This window comes from Nostoc sp. (assembly GCF_036917655.1).
GTDB lineage: Bacteria > Cyanobacteriota > Cyanobacteriia > Cyanobacteriales > Nostocaceae > Nostoc.
Genome location: NZ_JBALCY010000044.1, coordinates 35,656 through 53,373, shown reverse-complemented (window position 1 = coordinate 53,373; position 17,718 = coordinate 35,656). Strand labels below are relative to the sequence as shown.

General features: G+C 41.3%; 12 protein-coding genes. 8 read left to right on the top strand and 4 right to left on the bottom strand.

Going from position 1 to position 17,718, the window contains the following annotated elements; translation table 11 throughout:
• Positions 1-264: 264 nt before the first annotated feature.
• Together V7K30_RS16355 and V7K30_RS16350 are read right to left on the bottom strand one after the other, a co-directional pair.
• Entirely contained in the window at positions 265-1,323 is a 1,059-nt protein-coding gene (locus tag V7K30_RS16355; RefSeq protein WP_335000921.1) for a serine/threonine protein kinase, read from the bottom strand.
• A 257-nt stretch (positions 1,324-1,580) separates the two neighbouring features.
• A complete protein-coding gene (locus V7K30_RS16350; RefSeq protein ID WP_335000919.1) occupies positions 1,581-2,474 on the bottom strand; it encodes an alpha/beta fold hydrolase in 894 nt (297 codons plus the stop codon).
• A 224-nt stretch (positions 2,475-2,698) separates the two neighbouring features.
• Here V7K30_RS16350 and V7K30_RS16345 point away from each other — a divergent pair, with 224 nt between their 5' ends.
• Positions 2,699-4,261 carry an S-layer homology domain-containing protein gene (locus V7K30_RS16345; protein WP_335000917.1) on the top strand — a complete coding sequence of 521 codons (1,563 nt, stop codon included), beginning with the start codon at positions 2,699-2,701 and terminating at the stop codon, positions 4,259-4,261.
• Between the two features lie 310 nt (positions 4,262-4,571).
• Here the strand turns inward: V7K30_RS16345 and V7K30_RS16340 are convergent, their stop codons facing one another.
• Positions 4,572-5,009, bottom strand: coding sequence for a VOC family protein (locus tag V7K30_RS16340; protein WP_335000915.1), 438 nt, complete (start codon positions 5,007-5,009; stop codon positions 4,572-4,574).
• 458 nt (positions 5,010-5,467) lie between these two features.
• On the opposite strand from V7K30_RS16340, the gene V7K30_RS16335 reads away from it, so the two are divergent.
• From V7K30_RS16335 to V7K30_RS16320, 4 genes are all read left to right on the top strand, one after another.
• Positions 5,468-6,247 (top strand): MBL fold metallo-hydrolase, encoded by a 780-nt coding sequence (locus tag V7K30_RS16335; RefSeq protein WP_335000913.1) that lies wholly within the window; start codon positions 5,468-5,470, stop codon positions 6,245-6,247.
• Between the two features lie 751 nt (positions 6,248-6,998).
• Positions 6,999-8,054 carry a metal ABC transporter substrate-binding protein gene (locus V7K30_RS16330; protein WP_335000911.1) on the top strand — a complete coding sequence of 352 codons (1,056 nt, stop codon included), beginning with the start codon at positions 6,999-7,001 and terminating at the stop codon, positions 8,052-8,054.
• 18 nt (positions 8,055-8,072) lie between these two features.
• A complete protein-coding gene (locus tag V7K30_RS16325) occupies positions 8,073-8,891 on the top strand; it encodes a metal ABC transporter ATP-binding protein (protein WP_335000909.1) in 819 nt (272 codons plus the stop codon).
• 253 nt (positions 8,892-9,144) lie between these two features.
• Positions 9,145-9,999, top strand: coding sequence for a metal ABC transporter permease (locus V7K30_RS16320; protein ID WP_335000907.1), 855 nt, complete (start codon positions 9,145-9,147; stop codon positions 9,997-9,999).
• A 6-nt stretch (positions 10,000-10,005) separates the two neighbouring features.
• Here the strand turns inward: V7K30_RS16320 and V7K30_RS16315 are convergent, their stop codons facing one another.
• Entirely contained in the window at positions 10,006-11,043 is a 1,038-nt protein-coding gene (locus V7K30_RS16315; protein WP_335000906.1) for a mechanosensitive ion channel family protein, read from the bottom strand.
• Between the two features lie 111 nt (positions 11,044-11,154).
• Here V7K30_RS16315 and V7K30_RS16310 point away from each other — a divergent pair, with 111 nt between their 5' ends.
• The 3 genes from V7K30_RS16310 (at position 11,155) to V7K30_RS16300 (ending at position 17,486) form a co-directional block, all read left to right on the top strand.
• A complete protein-coding gene (locus V7K30_RS16310) occupies positions 11,155-12,072 on the top strand; it encodes a histone deacetylase family protein (RefSeq protein ID WP_335000905.1) in 918 nt (305 codons plus the stop codon).
• Between the two features lie 194 nt (positions 12,073-12,266).
• Positions 12,267-16,751, top strand: coding sequence for a translation initiation factor IF-2 N-terminal domain-containing protein (locus V7K30_RS16305; protein WP_335000904.1), 4,485 nt, complete (start codon positions 12,267-12,269; stop codon positions 16,749-16,751).
• A gap of 138 nt (positions 16,752-16,889) precedes the next feature.
• Positions 16,890-17,486, top strand: coding sequence for a Uma2 family endonuclease (locus tag V7K30_RS16300; protein ID WP_335000903.1), 597 nt, complete (start codon positions 16,890-16,892; stop codon positions 17,484-17,486).
• The last annotated feature ends 232 nt before the right edge of the window (positions 17,487-17,718 follow it).

Sequence of the window (17,718 nt, the reverse complement as noted above, 5' to 3'; positions counted from 1 at the left end):
ACTCCATTAATGAGTCTTTGAACTCCATTAATGAGTCTTTGAACTCCATTAATGAGTCTTTGAACTCCATTAATGAGTCTTTGAACTCCATTAATGAGTCTTTGAACTCCATTAATAAGTCTTTGACACTCATGAAAATTACAGCAATTTTCACAAGTGTGGAATACACATAATTGTAGGGGCACAATATATTGTGCCCCTACGCGTGTAGTCTATTCAATTGAAAACTGTTGTAATCCTTAGCCGGATGCGACCTAATTAATCTTAATGTCCGGTTTGTTCCTGGCAAATTGAGCTTAAATTAAAGCCTTGACATTCCCTAGCTTCCAGTAATTGCCTAACTGCATCACCAGGCTGACAACTCATCAAAGTTCCCCCCACCGCAGCTAGTGTAACAACAGTAGCTAGTCCCAGCACTGTAGCTCGTTTTCTAGGTTTAATTGTACTGACTAAAGTATCTATAGCGGTGGCAGTACCAACAACCTGAATTGGCTGAAGTGCTTTTAAAGCAACGGCCGCATTAGCATAACGACGTTTCCGGTTGCGTTCCACCATTCTCATCAACCACGACCGAAAACGCGGATTGATGTAAGGAACTAATTTCTGGAAATTAAAGCGATAGTTATCATCAATTAATTTGCCAATCTCAGCAGAACGGGTATTAGTAAGTAAGCAAATCAGTGTTGCTCCTAAACTATATAAGTCTGATGCCTCAGTTAGGGAATGACCAAACTGTTCTTCTGGTGGCATAAAACCTGGGGTTCCTGCTACAAAGCTGCTAAGAGCTATTTTTGCACCTGGTATCCTAGCTAATCCAAAATCAACCAGATAAGCATTTAGTTGTTCATCAACCAAAATATTCTCTGGCTTGATATCCCGATGGATAATTGACGGAACTTGCTTTTGTAAATAAACCAAAATTTCTAAGATTGACAGAGCAATTTGCTTAATTTCTTCAGGATGAAAGCTGCGTTTTAAACCCAAGGATGGGGCATTTTTATATTCCTGCACCATATAAAATATCCCTGGTATTTCAAAGCAATCTACATAGTGAGGGATGCGGGAATGATTCAGTTGTTGCAGTATTTTAATTTCGCGCTCATAGGCTTTCACTCCTGACAAATCAGCACTCGCACGAGCAAAACAAAACTCTTTAATTACCACTTGTTGATTGGAGTTGAGGACATTAGCTAGATAAGTAATGCGTCCCCCTTCTCTATTGCGTCCTAGTTCGGTGATAACTTGATAGCCAAGTTCTGAAAAATCTGGATGGTGATTTAAGGGAATTACCCCTTTATATCCATTGTGCATATCAAGCTCCATTACACACCACATGAGTTTGATTCTGTCAAGGTGCAATTAGAAAAATTAAGATCCACTCACTGAATTTTAGATTTTAAATTTTGGATTTTGGATTGAAAGATTCAAAATTAAAAATTCTTGATTGAGTAGCCCTGCATTCATGAGTCACTGCGGTCTTCTCTCAAAGAGAGAGGCTTTGCCAACGCGGAGCGTCTCGTAGAGAAGGAGTCTGCGTTAATCTAAAATCTAAAATCCAAAATCCAAAATCCAAAATTGAGTCACCTTTGCGCTAGCCAATCGACAATCTGGGCATTAACAATATCTGGAACCTCATCGTGGGGACAATGACCGGCATTGGGAATGGGGACAATTTTGATTTCTTTGCCATTCTCACGGGCCTTTTCGTAAATCTTGGCCCCGGTAATTGGTGTCCAGGGATCATCAGCACCCCAAATCACTAATAAAGGACGTTCGACTTTGGGCAATAGTTCCTCTGGACTTGGGCCAGGAGGGGCTGTGAGAATAGAGGCGAAGACTTGTTGCGCTCCTTCTTCGCAAGAGGGAGTATAAAGTAAATCGACTAATTCATCGGTGACGGCTTGGCGATCGCGGTAAACTTGGTAGAGAGTACGGCGAATTTGGGCTTTTTGGCGGATGCGGTTATAGACAAATTTACCTGTAATTGGCGATCGCACAAACCGATTAAAAGCTGCCATCACAATCCGTAGCGGCGGGTTCAATTCGTGAGGACGATGACTCAACCCACCCGCAGAGTTAATTAAAATACCACCAGCAGCAATTTCTGGATGTTCTACCAGTACAATCAAGCTCAAAAGTGCGCCGATGGAGTTGCCAATAAATACAGCAGGTTCGTGTATATGTGCTGTGCAGAAATCTTTCAGCAGTTCCACCCAAACTTCTACACTGTAATCAATGGGCGCTTTATCAGAACCACCAAAACCTAAAAGGTCTATAGCAAACACCTGGTAGCCAGCATGAGCTAAAACTGGGATATTTTTGCGCCAGTGTCCAATAGAAGCACCGAAGCCGTGAACCAGCACCAAAGGGTGTCCTGTGCCCATGACAGTGTACTGAATTTTGTAGCCCTGCCAATTCCAAAAGAATTTTTCAAAAGCGTCTTGGGTTGCAAGCTGCTGTGTAGTTACAGTCATTAATAAGATTAATAAAGTGTTTCTTTAATATAGTAATGTTTTCCTAACTCCTAACTCCTCACTCCTAACTCCTAACTCCTAACTCCTAACTCCTCTAAACGCCCCGCCACCGCTAACAGCACTGATTAGATTGTTAGTTCCATCCATCCCAAGGGATTAATAAGTCGAGGGATACCAAATACCCCTGTAACTTTTTAGACGAATGGTAGTGTGAGATGAAATACATGAATCAAAGTAACTTTGCTCATTTGAGCAAATTTGTTCTGGCTGCAACCTCTGTGGCAATATTTTCGCCAATAGCTTCTGCCTATGCAGCTTTAGGATTCTCTACCATCGTCGCCCAAATATCTGATAATTCCACAGGTCAACAACTTTTAGCTGATAAAAAAGTAGAAACAAGGAGTCATACTACTACTATTGCGCGGCAAACTATCACCACAGAAAGCCGCACCCAGGTAAATACTAGTAGTGTTTCGGGACAAGGGAAAAAAACAGGTTTTAGCCTTGCGATTTGGCAACCAGCGGGTAACTTTTCAGAGGTGATTGCTCGCATTTCTGTCAAGAGTAAAGGTGGCAAGAGCTATTTAAAAGAGCGGTTTTTGGGTGATTACAAGTACAAGATTAACCAAAAAGCAAAATTTGTTCAGGGGTTAAAAGCTAGCGATCGCATCGTCGTGCGATTGTATGATATTCAAAACCGCTTTATTGGCTACAGCGAATTTGAATGTTTGTCGGCAAATACCACAGTTAACCTGATTTTGTCAGCCAAACCTACAGAATACCAAGTTGTTCGTACTGTTTATGGTGTTGATGCTGACCAAAACGGCACTATTGACACAAATACCACCACCTACGACTACTTTACCCAAGTCAGCGACCAAGGTGTTATTTTCCTGAGCAGTTCCCAAACCTTCCAAGGTAGTCAGTTCCAAGTACAAGGTTTGTCAACAATTGCAGCAACTAGTGTTTATCCCGTTTCTTTTACTCAGGGTGAGTATGCTTTAGTCCGTCAGTCGTTCGTTAACGCCTTTAGTTCCGACTTGGCAAAGGTTTTGCAAGCTACTCCTGGCAGCTTGGTGCAGGTGATTGAAGTCAGGGATAACTCTAGCTACGACATCAGCCAAATGCTAATGAATTATCGCCAAGTCGGCATGTCTGGCTCTCTTCAAGTTGGGTTTTCTGATGTTTCCCCAAACTACTGGGCTAAAGATTTTATTGCCAAATTGGCAGCAATGGAAATTCTCGAAGGTTTTCCTGATGGGACTTTTCGCCCTGATGCACCGGTAACTCGTGCCCAATTTGCGGCAATGCTGCGGAAAGCGTTTGTCAAGGGGAAAATTCGCCAAGCGATATCTAACGACAAGCCGCTACGCATCCACGCTTTTAAGGATGTCTCAACTCAAAATTGGGCTTACAATGCCATCAGCGAAGTTTATCAAATGGGCTTTTTAAACGCTGTTATTGGCAAGGATTTCAACCCCAGCCAAAGCATTTCTCGTCTTGATGTTTTGGTAGCATTAGCGCGGGTATTAAATTATCAAAACAGTGGTTCCACGGACACAATCTTATCTGTTTACAGTGATGCAAATTCTATTCGTCGTGAACATCGCAGTCTGATTGCTGCTTTGACACAACGCGGTATAGTCGTCAACTATCCCAATGTGAAGTTGCTAAATGCTGAACGGGTAGCAACCAGGTCTGAAGTGTCTGCTTTGTTATACCAAGCGCTGTCTAGCACTGGAAAGGTAGCAAACATCTCCTCGCAGTACGTCGCTGGACAACAATAAGTTGCAGACTGAAACTTCGAGGGAGGGGTCAAAGCGCGTCGCCATTGCAACCAAGGAATTGGTAATGGTGCTGAGGGCTGTGACCCAGGTAATATCATGTCCGCTTGATTGCTTATTAAACCCGAAGAACCCCAAAGAGCCAAAGCTATGCTTTGTCTCCCCTCCCGAAGAGCGGGGAGGGGATTAAGGGGTGGGGTGCAATAACTATGGGAATCACAACGAATTACCCGGACATGATATAATTCCCATCCTCACGGTGGGAGTAGCAATAAAGGTGAACGCACCCCTGGTAATAAGTAATACCTTTATTTTAAGAAACGCGATTAATTGCGTCTCTTGCTTGCTCGACTGTAAAACTAATTTCCTGACCAGAGGAAATTTCTAGTGTATGACCATTTGGGTCTTGAATAAAAGCCCAGTAACCAACCGGAGGGCCCCAGTCATTTGGCCCATCCAGCAGTATTCCCTCTGTGCGTGCCTCATTGCATAGGCGATCAATTTCCCCGCGATTCTGATAAGCTACCCCAAGATGGGATTGTGGTAACAGTGCGCCTTCTACTTTAGCTGCTTTAATTAGCACAATCACAAAAGGTCTAGTCATGTCACTAATCCAAGCAACATCTGACTGAGTGGCTTGATTAATGCGATGATGCACGACTGTCATCTGAGCATACTTTGCATAAAATGAGATACTTGCATCAACATCACTGACTGCAAGTGCAATGTGAGTAAAACCAAGATCAGACATTAAGAAAACTCCGTGTGTAGACTTGGAGCTACTTGTCGGGAGACTTAGCTCAATATATGTAACCTTATCACCAAGCAAGACCAGTAAGACTTTACCAATTTATCAAGACAAGACTTACGCAAAAATCGCCAAAAAGCTTAATTTATCAAATCGCCTTCTCTGCCGGAGGCTGACGCCAACGCGTAGCGTCTCGTAGAGAAGGATTCGTAGAATGTGCGTAATATGATGTTCGGGCAATTAAGCATAATACCCCCAACCCCACCCCGCCAAAGCTACGCTTTAGCTCCCCTCCGCAAGCGGGGTGGGGTTCTTTCTTATGGGTAATTTGGCGGACATACATAATATAAGTCCTGCAAGACTACGACTCCAGCATCAAATAAATGTAGGTACTAACCTCGACTCCTGCAAGAAAGCTAACACAGTTGATAATGAAGGTAGGCGTTATTTTCACAAATATTATGTTCTTAACTTGGTTAGACAGCAACTCTTGGCTGCTAGAAATCGGCGGGAAACGAATACTAATTGACCCTTGGCTGGTTGGTTCGTTAATTTTTAGCAATTTGGATTGGCTGTTTAAAGGTTCGCGATCGCAAAATCGCCCAATACCAGATAATATTGATTTGATCGTGCTGTCTCAGGGTTTAGAAGACCATGCTCACCCACCAACGCTGAAGCTGCTCGACCACAGCATCAAGGTTGTAGCTTCTCCCAATGCAGCCAAGGTAGTACAGCAATTAGGTTACACCCAGGTAACAGTATTGGCTCATGGTCAAACTTTCACTTTAAATAATCAAGTTGAAATCAAGGCTTTTCCCGGCTCTCCCATTGGCCCCACTTTAGTGGAAAATAGTTATCTCCTCAAAGAATTGGAGAGTGGTTTAACTGTATACTATGAGCCTCATGGGTATCATTCACCGCAACTTAAGCAAGCTGCACCTATCGATGTAGTGATTACACCGTTTATTGACATGACGCTAGCTTTGCTTGGGCCAATTATTAAAGGGAAAAATAGTGCTTTAGAAGTAGTAAAGTCGTTACAGCCTCAAGTAATATTATCTACGGCGGCTGGCGGGGATGTGGCGTTTGAGGGATTGCTGATGAAACTCATTCAGACTAAAGGAAGTGCTGAAGAATTTCGTTTGCTAGTAGAGAAAAACAATCTTTCGACGCGGGTACTTGAGCCGAAACCAGGCGATCGCTTTGAACTACGCTTAGAAAAGCGAGCATTAGCAATCTAATGAGAGCAGATGCTGGATGCCGACATACAACCAATGTTTAGGGAGAGCTAATCAAATAAATGCCCAGCCGTCGCCCATCCCTTCCAAAGGTTGGTGTTCCCATGATTACTCGTGAAGTTTACGATAACTGTATATCGGCTAGGGATTTATTTCTTTGCAAAATATCTAACCCTAGATTTCTCCAATTCAGCTTAATGCTCTTTTATTACTCTGAAAAAATAAAATATTTGTAGGTTGGGTTGAACATTCGTGAAACCCCAACAAAATCAAGAATTTTTGACTTGGGTTTCGTTCTCAACCCAACCTACCCGTAGATTTATAGAAACTAGTGACAACAAAGGTTTCTGATTTTTATCTGGTGAGAGTCATAAGCTAAACCACATCCAATACGGTTCGGTTAAGAATATTCGTAGGTTGGGTTGAGCTTTGCGAAACCCAACAAACCCGGCAAAATGTTGGGTTTAGTTCCTCAACCCAACCTACATATTTTTATTTTTTAGGCTTAACCGAACCGTATTGAAACCACATCTAGTTTGCATAATCTGAAATTGTACATTTCTTGTGGGGTGGACGTCTCGCCCGCCCAATATATGCAAGTTAAATGTGGAACAACTTAGAAGAGGGTTAAGTAGGATGTTAGGTAAAAAAAATCTAAAAATCAACCGAAAATACCCTGAGGGGGCATTGCATATTGATATCATGAAAAGGTCTAATTAAACCTTGATCCTTTAATTTAGAAGGCTTGAGTGTAATGAAGACCCTCCCCGGCTTGGTATTAGTACTTAGCTTCATGGTAGTAGCTTGCAGTCCGTCCCAAGATAAAACGGTGTCTTCCAACCCTGAAGTCACAATCACTCCGGCTCAAGTAGGAGAGCAAAAGACACAAAATAAGCCTTTAGTTGTAACGACAGTCGCTCCTTTAACCAATATTGTGAGTAACATTGCAGGCGATCGCTTAGAAGTTAAAGGGATTATTCCAGAAGGAACCGACTCCCATACCTTTGAACCTCGTCCCAGCGATGCCGATTTGCTAGCCAAAGCTAATCTGATCATCGCCAATGGGTTGCATTTGGAATCCCCGACAGAAAAGCTGGCAAATGCCTCGAAGCCCAAAGAAACTAAAATCTTTGAACTAGGTAGTAATACCATTACCCAAGAGCAATGGCTTTTCGACTTCAGCTTTCCTAAAGAAAAGGGCGATCCCAATCCTCATCTGTGGGTAAACCCCAAGTATGCTGAAAATTACGCCAAACTAGCCGCCCAACAGTTAACCACCTTAGATCCTGCTGGCAAAGACTACTACGCTACTAATCTCAAAAATTATTTACAACGTCTGGATGCCCTAGACAAGGCAACACGGGAAATCGTTGCCAGTATTCCTGCTAAAAACCGTAAACTTTTGACCTACCATGATTCTTGGGCGTATTGGGCCAGAGAGTATGGTTTTCAAGTAATTGGTGCGATTCAACCTTCAGATTTCAAGGAACCATCCGCTCAAGATGTCGCAAAGCTAATTGACCAAATTCGGAAAACAGACGTCCCAGCAATTTTTGGTTCTGAGGTCTACCCCAGCAAGGTAGAAGAACAAATTGCCCGCGAAGCGAAGGTAAAAACAGCTAACACTGCCGATGATGACTTACCAGGAACCGGTTCAGCCAATGCAATTGAAAACACTAATCCTGAGCATACTTATATTGGCATGATGGCTAACAACATGCGGATTATCGCCTCTAATTTAGGAGGAAATCCTAATTTGGTGAAGAACTTGAAGACTGGAAATGTAGTTGGGCCAACAGCAACCAAGTAGGATCAATAAAATAAGTACATGCAACCAATACTCGAAGTCAGAAGTTTAACCTGTGGTTATCAAACCCAGCCAGTGTTTAGGGATGTTAATTTGACGCTTTACCCAGGCCAACTTACTGGGTTGGTAGGCCCTTCTGGCAGTGGTAAAAGCACTTTAATCAGAGCGATTTTAGGGCTAGTTCAGCCTTGGGCTGGAGAGATTTGGTTTCGAGGAAAGCGCTTAAAGCCAGGAGTACCACCGCCTTTGGTGGGCTATGTGCCGCAGGTAGAAACGGTGGATTGGACTTTTCCAGTTACGGCTCTGGAAGTAGTGATGATGGGGCGTTATCAAAAGCAGAAGATGTTGCCTTGGTCTTCGCGGCGCGATCGCCAAGTTGCCAGCGAACTCCTGGAGCGCGTTGGAGTTGCCCATGTTGCCCATCAACCGATCGGTAATCTATCTGGTGGGCAACAGCAAAGGGTTTTCATTGCCCGTGCTTTAGTAGGAGAACCAAAAATAGTTCTTCTGGATGAACCCACCAGTAGTTCAGACTTGCACGTTCAACACGAACTATTGCACCTATTAGCTGATTTGAATCAGCAAGGCTTGACAATTATCCTCTCTACCCATGACCTCAACTCGGTAGCAACTCATTTACCTTGGGTATTGTGTTTCAACCACGGTTTAATTTGCCAAGGTCAACCTATCGATGTCTTCACTCCCGCAAATCTTGAGCAGACTTTTGGTGGAGAAATGGTAGTTTTCCACCAACAAGACCGAATCTTGATCGCTAGCGGCGGTACTTCCCTACGTCATCAAATGCAAGACAACTTGCCGGAAGTATTGCGGGCAAAATAATTGTCTCTGATCCACATCAGCTTGCTTTTATTACATGTGTTAGACGTTGTATTTTAACTGATCATCGAATTGATTTTGATTATAAGAAAAAGCCCCCCTTAAAAAGGGGGGTTGGGGGATCTTCCAGAAATAAATACGTTAATCAAACCGTATTGCTCTCTCCGACTCGGAGAGAAACTTGAACTTGAGTTCAAGACAGAGAGAGGTTTGTCGAACTCACGTTAATCAATACTGTGCTACTTTCAATAAAAATATGGATTTTTTACTAGCTCCCTTTCGCTACGAATTTTTTAGCCGTGCCATTTTAGTAGGCATGATGGCGGGGCTATTATGCGGCATTATGGGAGTTTATATTACAACTCGGAGAATGAGTTACATTGCCCACGGTTTATCTCATGCGATTTTGGGGGGAGCCGTGCTGAGTTATGTACTGGGCTTGAATTTCTACATTGGCTCTGGGATTTGGGGTTTTGCAGCAGCCCTGCTGATTCAATATTTGACAGGACGCAAAATCTACTCGGATGCAGCGATTGGAATTGTGACAACTGCTAGCTTTGCTTTAGGAGTAGCTGTGATCAGTAGCTATCGCAAGTTTAGCCAAAACTTTGAAGCTGCTTTGTTTGGCAATGTGTTGGGCGTTTCCCCTAATGATTTGTGGGTGGTGACGGGTGTGACGATTGTCTTACTCAGTCTCGTTTTCTTGTTTTATCGCCCGTTGCTATTTTGGTGTTTTGACCGAGAAGTTGCTCAAGTTCATGGCGTACCCGTTTTTGCAATGGATACTCTATTTGCTTTGATGTTGGCGACTTTACTGGTAGCGACACTGAACGTCTTAGGGGTAACTCTGATTATTTCAGCCGTGGTGATTCCGGCATCAATTGCCCGATTAATGAGCGATCGCTTTGGTTATCTGATGATTATTTCCGGGATTTTAGGAGCTGCGATTTCGTTTGTAGGTATCTACCTCAGCTACTACCTCGACATTGCCTCTGGAGCTAGTGTAGTGCTGCTGTCAACCGCCATATTTGCCTGCGTGTTGCTCACCAAAAGCCTGCAAGGACGATATAATAAACGTCGTCTGCCTCCCCTGCCAAAACTCATCCCTTAGCAAGAGTTAGTCTGGATTTAATGCCGAATTTTCATTTATATTACTTTGCATATACACTTCTCTAATCGGAAAAGGAATTTGAATTCCTGCTTGCTGATAGCGTTTGTGTAATTTTTTGACAAATAGATGTTTGCCAATCCGCTGATCAAAGTATTCACTGACGCGCATATAAAGCGTAAAATCTATACTAAAATCATTAAAAGTATGAAATCTGATATATGGTTCACTGTCTTTTAATTCCGGTGCAATTTCTTGCATAACTTCTTTGGCGACTTCTATAGTCACTTTTTCAACTTCTTCCAAATCGCTATCATAACTTACACCCACATCCATTGTTAAAGTAATTTCCTTTGCGGGTAAATGATAGTTGGTGAAAATCGCCGAAGACAATTTAGAATTGGGAACAATGACTACATTATTTGAAATTTCTTTAATTGTGGTATTGCGCCAAGAAATATCTATGACGTATCCCTCATGTCCAGCATCTAATTTTACATAGTCTCCGGTTCTCACTTGCTTAGAAATAATTAAGTAAAAACCCGAAAATAAGTTTGCAAGTGTGTCTTGAAGTGCCAAACCAACTGCTAGACCACCAATCCCTAAAGTTGTGATGATCGGCGTAATTTCAACACCCACCGTTTGCAATATGATTAATGTTCCCAAAACTAAAACAGTAACCTTAGCAAGGTTAGAAATTAGTGATGTGGGAACCCCTTCTGCTCTGCGAATAAATAAATTTACAAAACCAGCAGTCAATCTGGCTAAGAGTAGAGTTATAGAATACAGCAGTGCGATCGTCAGAACTTTTTGCAGTACGATCGCAATATCTGGCTTGAGGGGAGAACTCAGAACTGCCCAAAACAAACCGGTAAGGACAAACCAAATAAAGGTCATCCGATGCAGGGAATGAAATATAATATCACCCCCAGCAATTCGTTTATGATTAACGAATGTTTCCAGTTTTTTGAAGATAACTTTTTCACCAATTACTCCAGCCAGTAAGCCAGCTAGAATAAACCATATCGGCGTAATCCATTCCATCATATAAATTTTAAATTGGGAATTTTAGATTTAGGAAAGCAGCATTTTTGCTGTGATTATGGCTAAATTTTACCTTGTTAATTGTCGGATTAGCTGCTTGATATTTTCTGGATTATGGACTTGCCAATTATTTACCACCCAGATTACATTGCTCCCCTACCTGAAGGACATCGCTTCCCGATGTCTAAGTTCCGACAACTCTACGAATTGCTGTTAGCTGATGGTGTAGCTAATCAAGAACAATTTCACACCCCGGAACGTCCGCCACCAGAGTTGATAGAGTTAGTCCACACTCCAAGCTATGTTCAAGCTTATTGCGAGGGAACTCTAGACCCGAAAGCACAGCGACGCATTGGTTTGCCTTGGAGTCCAGCATTAGCGAATCGTACTTGTGTAGCGGTAGGTGGTACAATACTTACTGCTAAACTGGCACTAAGTCAGGGTTTAGCTTGTAATACAGCTGGTGGAACTCATCATGCCTTTCCTAGTTATGGGTCTGGTTTTTGTATTTTCAACGATTTAGCGATCGCTTGCCGCGTTTTACAAAAATTCGGACTTGTCCAAAAAATCCTAATTGTGGATTTGGATGTACATCAAGGAGACGGTACCGCTTTTATCTTCCAAGACGACGAGAGTGTTTTTACTTTCTCCATGCACTGCGAAGTCAATTTTCCCGGTACTAAACAAAACAGCGATTTGGATGTTGCTTTGCCGGTGGGAATGGAGGATGACGCTTATTTACAAACCTTAGCGAATTATTTAGCAGATTTATTGTCAAAAGTCAAGCCAGATTTAGTATTTTATGATGCAGGTGTTGATCCTCATATAGGCGATCGCTTGGGCAAATTAGCCTTAACAGATGCTGGCATTTTCCGCCGGGAAATGCAGGTTTTAAGTACCTGTATGAGTAGCGGTTATCCTGTCGCCTGCGTCATTGGCGGCGGTTATGCTGATGATATGAAATCTCTTGTTTGGCGGCATTCCCTGCTGCATCGGGCTGCTAGTGAAGTTTATCAGCAGTACAAACTATAGTTATTTAGTGAGCAATACTACCCAAAATCGTAACGTTTTTAAAGGCAAAGGAACGCAAACTAAACGCAGAGTCTTGCCAAATTTAATTCGTAGCAAATCGGACTAAAATAAACTTTGCGCTCCTTTGCGCTTACCTCTGCGTCCCTCTGCGTTTAAATTTAAACCCCCAATTCTCCACGAATTTACGAAACTGGATGAACAACGGCAAACTCAGAATCTACGAACTAGCAAAAGAATTGAATTTGGATAGCAAGAAGCTATTAGCTATTTGTGAAAAACTAAAAATTGCAGTCAAAAGCCATACCAGTACAATCTCAGAATCCGAGGCAGAACGCATTCGTCTAGCGGTAAAGAAACTAACTGCTTTGCCAGCAAAATCCTCGAAAACTAAAACAAACTCTGAAGATTGGGGCTATATGTTCATAGCTTCAGCAATTGATAGTTTTATCCGCCATCTTGAAGGTGAAAGCGCCCTTAAATCATATCCCGAATTTAGAGAGCGGCGCGATCGCGCCAATGAGTTAATGTTGGAATGTGTCGGTAAAAAGCCTTGTCTATTTTATGTGCGTCGCAAGGGTGCAGGGAAAGAAGCAAGAGAAGAAATTTGGGATTTGACAATCGCAACAGACAGCGATGATTTTCAATTACCCGCAAGACTTGAGAAGCTCAGAAAAACATTAGGATTTAGAGCGGCTGTACAAAAAGATGGACGCGACGGGTTAAAAATACTTTCGGCTCAGTTGTTACAACCCTCACGGGGACACGCCGATAGCTATGCTGTACCTTGTCGCTTGCGTTTGCTACCTAATCATCAGCATCATCTCGACATTCCACCCGCGACATTGAAACGCATCGCAGCCGCTTTAGTTTGTGGCGATCATGTGCCTACAGAAGAACAGCTGAAAGCTTGGAAAGCATTTTTGCAAATTGAGGAAAAAATCGCTAAAGCCCGTCAATTTTGCGTGCGTTATGTAAGTCATAACTATAACTTCAAAAGGCGGATCAGTTTTGAAATTGATGTAGCCTCAGCTACCCTTGACGGCTTTTATCAAAATTCCCTCGACGTGGACAATTTTTGGGAACGAGCAAGACGCACAAAAAACGAAGATTTGAAGCTTTTTGAAACTGCTCCTATCGGAAAAAATTGGATTAGCGGTCGTCAATTAGGGACTGTTGAAGAAGTTGATCCCAACCGTTGTATTATCAGCCTTAGACTAGAACGCGATTTAGCTGAATTCATGGCGGCAGAGCGTTATCAATTACCAGCTACCGGATTTTTATGTTTCGAGGCAGTTGGTGATATTCAGCAGATTCAGCGCAAGAAAAAAGCTTTAGATGATTTGAATAATAGTTACACCCAAAATCCCTATTTAGGTAACTTTTTATTCGATGCTTCTCAGGCTAGACAAATCAAAACAACTGTTGAACTTCAACCACAAGATTTGTTGTTATCTTCTGCTAATCCTGGTCAGAAAGCAGCAGTAGAAAAGGTACTTGCTGCTAAGGATCTTGTTCTTATCCAAGGGCCACCAGGTACAGGTAAAACTACCGTAATTGCTGAGATTTGCTATCAAATTGCCCTTCGCGGTGGACGTACCTTAATTGCTTCTCAAGCCAATTTAGCAGTAGATAACGCCCTGAGTCGATTAGTTCACAACCCAGTAATTCGGGCTGTACGCAAGGGGAGAGCCGATAAAGTTGGCGAGGAAGGACAGCCATTTTTAGAAGACCAAGTGATTGGCAGATGGCTAGAAAACACTGCGGGTGACTGCGAAAGAAATCTGACTCAACGCCTCGAAAATATTAAAACTTTCAGTCAATTACTGGCATCTTCAGAAAGATTCACAGCCTACTTCCAAGCAGAGGAAGAATTCAATCACCAACAAACTAAATTCAACAAAAATAAGTTAAAGCTAGAGGCTAACTTTAAAAATCAAGAAAAATTTTACAACGAAACTGTAGAAAAACAGAACGAGGCTCAATCCCTAATTGCTGGTTTGGAAAATCTACTAAATACTGCACCAAATGTTAACTGGGAAGCTCCAGAAGTTACAGATCTTTTGCCACTTCTTAAGCCATATACAGAAGGTAACAGTTTAGTAGAAGAATTTTTAGCAAATGTTCGTCAAACTATCAAATATACTAATGAACTCGGCTTTATGCGTCCGGCGCTTGGTGCTTTTGGTTTAGCGGTTTGGTTGCGTGAAACTGTAGCAAGAGAAATTTCTGGATTTAAAACTGTTTTGACTCATGCTCACGAAGCAAGTAAAGCCATTTTAGAAGTTGCAGCATCAGTGGAGGTTGTTAAACAGAATTTTAGCTCGTTAAATCAGTTGCAACCAGATTATCAGCAATATCTTACCAGGCTGCAAAATATACAGCAAACAATCCAGATATGGGAAAACCGCAAACGGGAAATTGATTATATTATCTCAGCAGTGAAAGAGTGGAAATCTACAGCACCTTCTTATCTATATCAAACTTTGAAAGATTGTCAGCAATCAGGTTTACCATTAACAGAAAATTTAGTAGATTTACCACTAGGTTTATTGATGTTTGCTAATACATTAAAGTTACCAATAGTACCAAAAATTTACAAAATTAACCTACCAGAATGGGAGCTATTGGCAAAAGCGATCGCTTATGAAATAGAAGGAGGTTTTACTGATAGGCAGGGTAAACAACATAATTTTAGCTATTTTTTACAACAAAATTTTAGTCAGATTCCAATGGTACTATCAAAGAGCGATCGCACTCAATGGCAAGAAACCTATCAACAGTTTAGTAATTATCAGCTACTGACTCCTAAACAGCGAAAATTACTGGTTGAGAATACCCAGGTTTTCTTAATTAGAATGCAACGGATTTATGGTGCATCATGGGAATGGAATAATATCGACTCTACTCTTACCAGAATTACACAAGAATTACTAGATACTATTCTTATAAATGCACGTCAATGCGTTTTAAAAGTAAAAACCGAAACTGAACAACAGCTTCAGCATCTGCAACAACAATTAAATGAACTTCAGAAAAATGAAATCAGCCAACAGCAAATATCTGTTACTCAAGCTGAGGTAGAAAAAGCACAGCAGGATGCTAATTTCCAAGTTGGACGAGTTATTAATATCTTGCAAGAACTTAATCAACACAATATACCTGCTCAATTACGCATTCTAACTGAAAAATATCTCGCAACACAATCAAATATTTGGGAGCAGTCGCAAGAATTCTCAAATCAAGTTAATTATTGGGGAACTTCCATTAGTCAACTTGAAGCTTTAATTTCATCATTAGAACCTTTTGCTGTGCTGGAGATAATTAAAAGTTCTCTCCATGAGCATTTATCAAAGCTACAAGAAGAAACTGAAATTTCCTTACAGCAGCTTCATAAATTACAAATTAATCTACGCGAAATAGAACAAAAATCACAACCACAGCCATCAGATAATTTAATAGAAGAAAGAAACTGGTGGTTGACAGAATGGCAAAGAATACCGGATAAGTTTAAGCCAGAAAATTCGGCTGCTGAGTTGTTTAATATAGACTTATTAAACAGCATAAATATTAAGTTTGAACTTTGGCAAGAGCAACTCAAAAAAGATGAAGTTTATCTTAATAAATATCAGCAATTTGTGCAAGATTGGATTGGAAAATTGAGACAACCAACTGAAGGCGATCATGACGATTTAAGACGCATTTATTTAGATAATGCTAACGTCGTTGGTATCACCTGTGTTCAAGCTGCAAATAGAGGTTTTTCTGAAGAATTCAAATCCTTTGATGTCGTCATCATTGACGAGGTTAGTAAGTGTACTCCACCAGAGTTACTAATCCCAGCCTTGAAAGGTAAAAAACTAGTCATGGTAGGCGATCATCGGCAATTACCACCCATGCTTGATACTAGTACTTTAGAAGAAGTTGCTCAGACAATTGGTAATACACGAGAAGAACTACAATTCTTAGAAGAATCACTGTTTAAAAGTCAGTTTGAATCTGCTGATGAAAGCATCAAACAAATGCTAACTACACAATATCGAATGCACCCATTTATTATGGGTGCAATCAATCAGTTTTATGATGGTAAACTAGAATCTGGTATTTTGGAGCCGGACACAAAACGCGCACATCATTTAGCAGGCGAAATTCTCCAAGAATCTCAGCATCTTCTCTGGGTAAAAACGCCTATAGAGAATCAGTTTTTAGAGCAACGAAATGGAACTTCTTACTTTAATACTCCAGAAATTGATGCAATTGAAAGTCTGTGTCAGCAGTTTGAGAGTACTTGGGCTTCTAAGGTTGCTAATGGTGAACCAAAAAAAGAAATTGCTGTAATTACATTTTATGGCGCTCAATTAAGAAAAATTGATGAGCGCTTGCAATCTGAACTTTTCCCTTCGTTAGAAATTCGTACTGGAACAGTAGACAGATTTCAAGGTATGGAAAGACCTGTTGTAATTGTGAGTATGGTTCGCAACAATAGCAAAGGAGATGTGGGATTTGCTAAGAAGCCAGAACGGGTAAATGTTGCATTTTCTCGCGCTCAAGAACTGCTGATAATTGTGGGTTGTCATAATTTATTTACCCATCAATCAGGTAAAGTCGGAAGTATGTATTCCGAAGTTTCAAATATTGTAAGTCTGCATCAAGGTTTTGTGGATGTTTCTCAACTCATCTGAGTCTAAAAATGGCTTTTGTTGTGAATTAAACGTTTAGGAAATAAAAAGTAATTTTTAATATCCTAGAAAAAAGTTACAATTAAGAAACTGAACTCCAAAGCTGATCATTTCTCATTTAGAAACAGACTGGAGACTTTTATGACTAGAGCAGCGATCGCTACACCCACAAAAGAATCACCCCTTTTGTTTGAAGGACTGACTTGGAGAGAATTCAAAGCAGTTGAGCAGTTATTAGACCGTCCAGGATATCGGCTGTCTTTCCTGGATGGTGTTTTGGAGATCCGAAGAATGCCTGGAGAACCCCACGAAACTGTTAAGAAGAGAATTGCCGCATTGTTAGAACTTTACCTGCTCATGGCAGGGTTTGACTTTACTCCAACTGGATCAATGACCTTAGAAAGTGAATCGGGTGCTGTCAAGCGAGAGGCGGATGAATCTTATAAACTTGTCCCTGGTCGAGTCCGTCCCGATTTGGCAGTAGAGGTGGTGTTTACCAGTGGCGGTATCAACAAACTGGAGGCATACAAGCGGCTGTTGATTCCAGAAGTGTGGTTCTGGGAAGATGGCGTGTTAGAAGTTTATCACCTGCGTCAAGAGGGTAACGCGCTTCACTATGAAAGGGTTTCCAGTAGTGAGGAAGTCAAAGGAATCGATCTTGATTTGTTGTTACGCTGCATTAATATGGTAAATCATGTTGATGCCATCAAAACTTTTCAGCAGGCGCTTCAGAAATAGCTGGCGGTTTTTGCTAAACCTGTTGATGATAATCTGAAAAATGTGATAGATAAAATTTTAGGCAATATACTGATAAAACTAATCATTATTCAAGCTGATATTATTTGTCATAAAATTTTGTTTTGAGTCACGGCATAGTATTGAAAGTAGAGACTATAAAAATTTTATTTTATTTGTAAAAATTGTAAGGTTTAGATTCCTGACTTTTCTAAAAAGTCGGGAATTTTATCGC

Bases quoted from the DNA above. Each gene is read 5' to 3' on its own strand.
- V7K30_RS16355 (WP_335000921.1), bottom strand. From the start codon at position 1,323: ATGGAGCTTGATATGCACAATGGATATAAAGGGGTAATTCCCTTAAAT.
- V7K30_RS16350 (WP_335000919.1), bottom strand. From the start codon at position 2,474: ATGACTGTAACTACACAGCAGCTTGCAACCCAAGACGCTTTTGAAAAA.
- V7K30_RS16345 (WP_335000917.1), top strand. From the start codon at position 2,699: ATGAATCAAAGTAACTTTGCTCATTTGAGCAAATTTGTTCTGGCTGCA.
- V7K30_RS16340 (WP_335000915.1), bottom strand. From the start codon at position 5,009: ATGTCTGATCTTGGTTTTACTCACATTGCACTTGCAGTCAGTGATGTT.
- V7K30_RS16335 (WP_335000913.1), top strand. From the start codon at position 5,468: ATGTTCTTAACTTGGTTAGACAGCAACTCTTGGCTGCTAGAAATCGGC.
- V7K30_RS16330 (WP_335000911.1), top strand. From the start codon at position 6,999: ATGAAGACCCTCCCCGGCTTGGTATTAGTACTTAGCTTCATGGTAGTA.
- V7K30_RS16325 (WP_335000909.1), top strand. From the start codon at position 8,073: ATGCAACCAATACTCGAAGTCAGAAGTTTAACCTGTGGTTATCAAACC.
- V7K30_RS16320 (WP_335000907.1), top strand. From the start codon at position 9,145: ATGGATTTTTTACTAGCTCCCTTTCGCTACGAATTTTTTAGCCGTGCC.
- V7K30_RS16315 (WP_335000906.1), bottom strand. From the start codon at position 11,043: ATGATGGAATGGATTACGCCGATATGGTTTATTCTAGCTGGCTTACTG.
- V7K30_RS16310 (WP_335000905.1), top strand. From the start codon at position 11,155: ATGGACTTGCCAATTATTTACCACCCAGATTACATTGCTCCCCTACCT.
- V7K30_RS16305 (WP_335000904.1), top strand. From the start codon at position 12,267: ATGAACAACGGCAAACTCAGAATCTACGAACTAGCAAAAGAATTGAAT.
- V7K30_RS16300 (WP_335000903.1), top strand. From the start codon at position 16,890: ATGACTAGAGCAGCGATCGCTACACCCACAAAAGAATCACCCCTTTTG.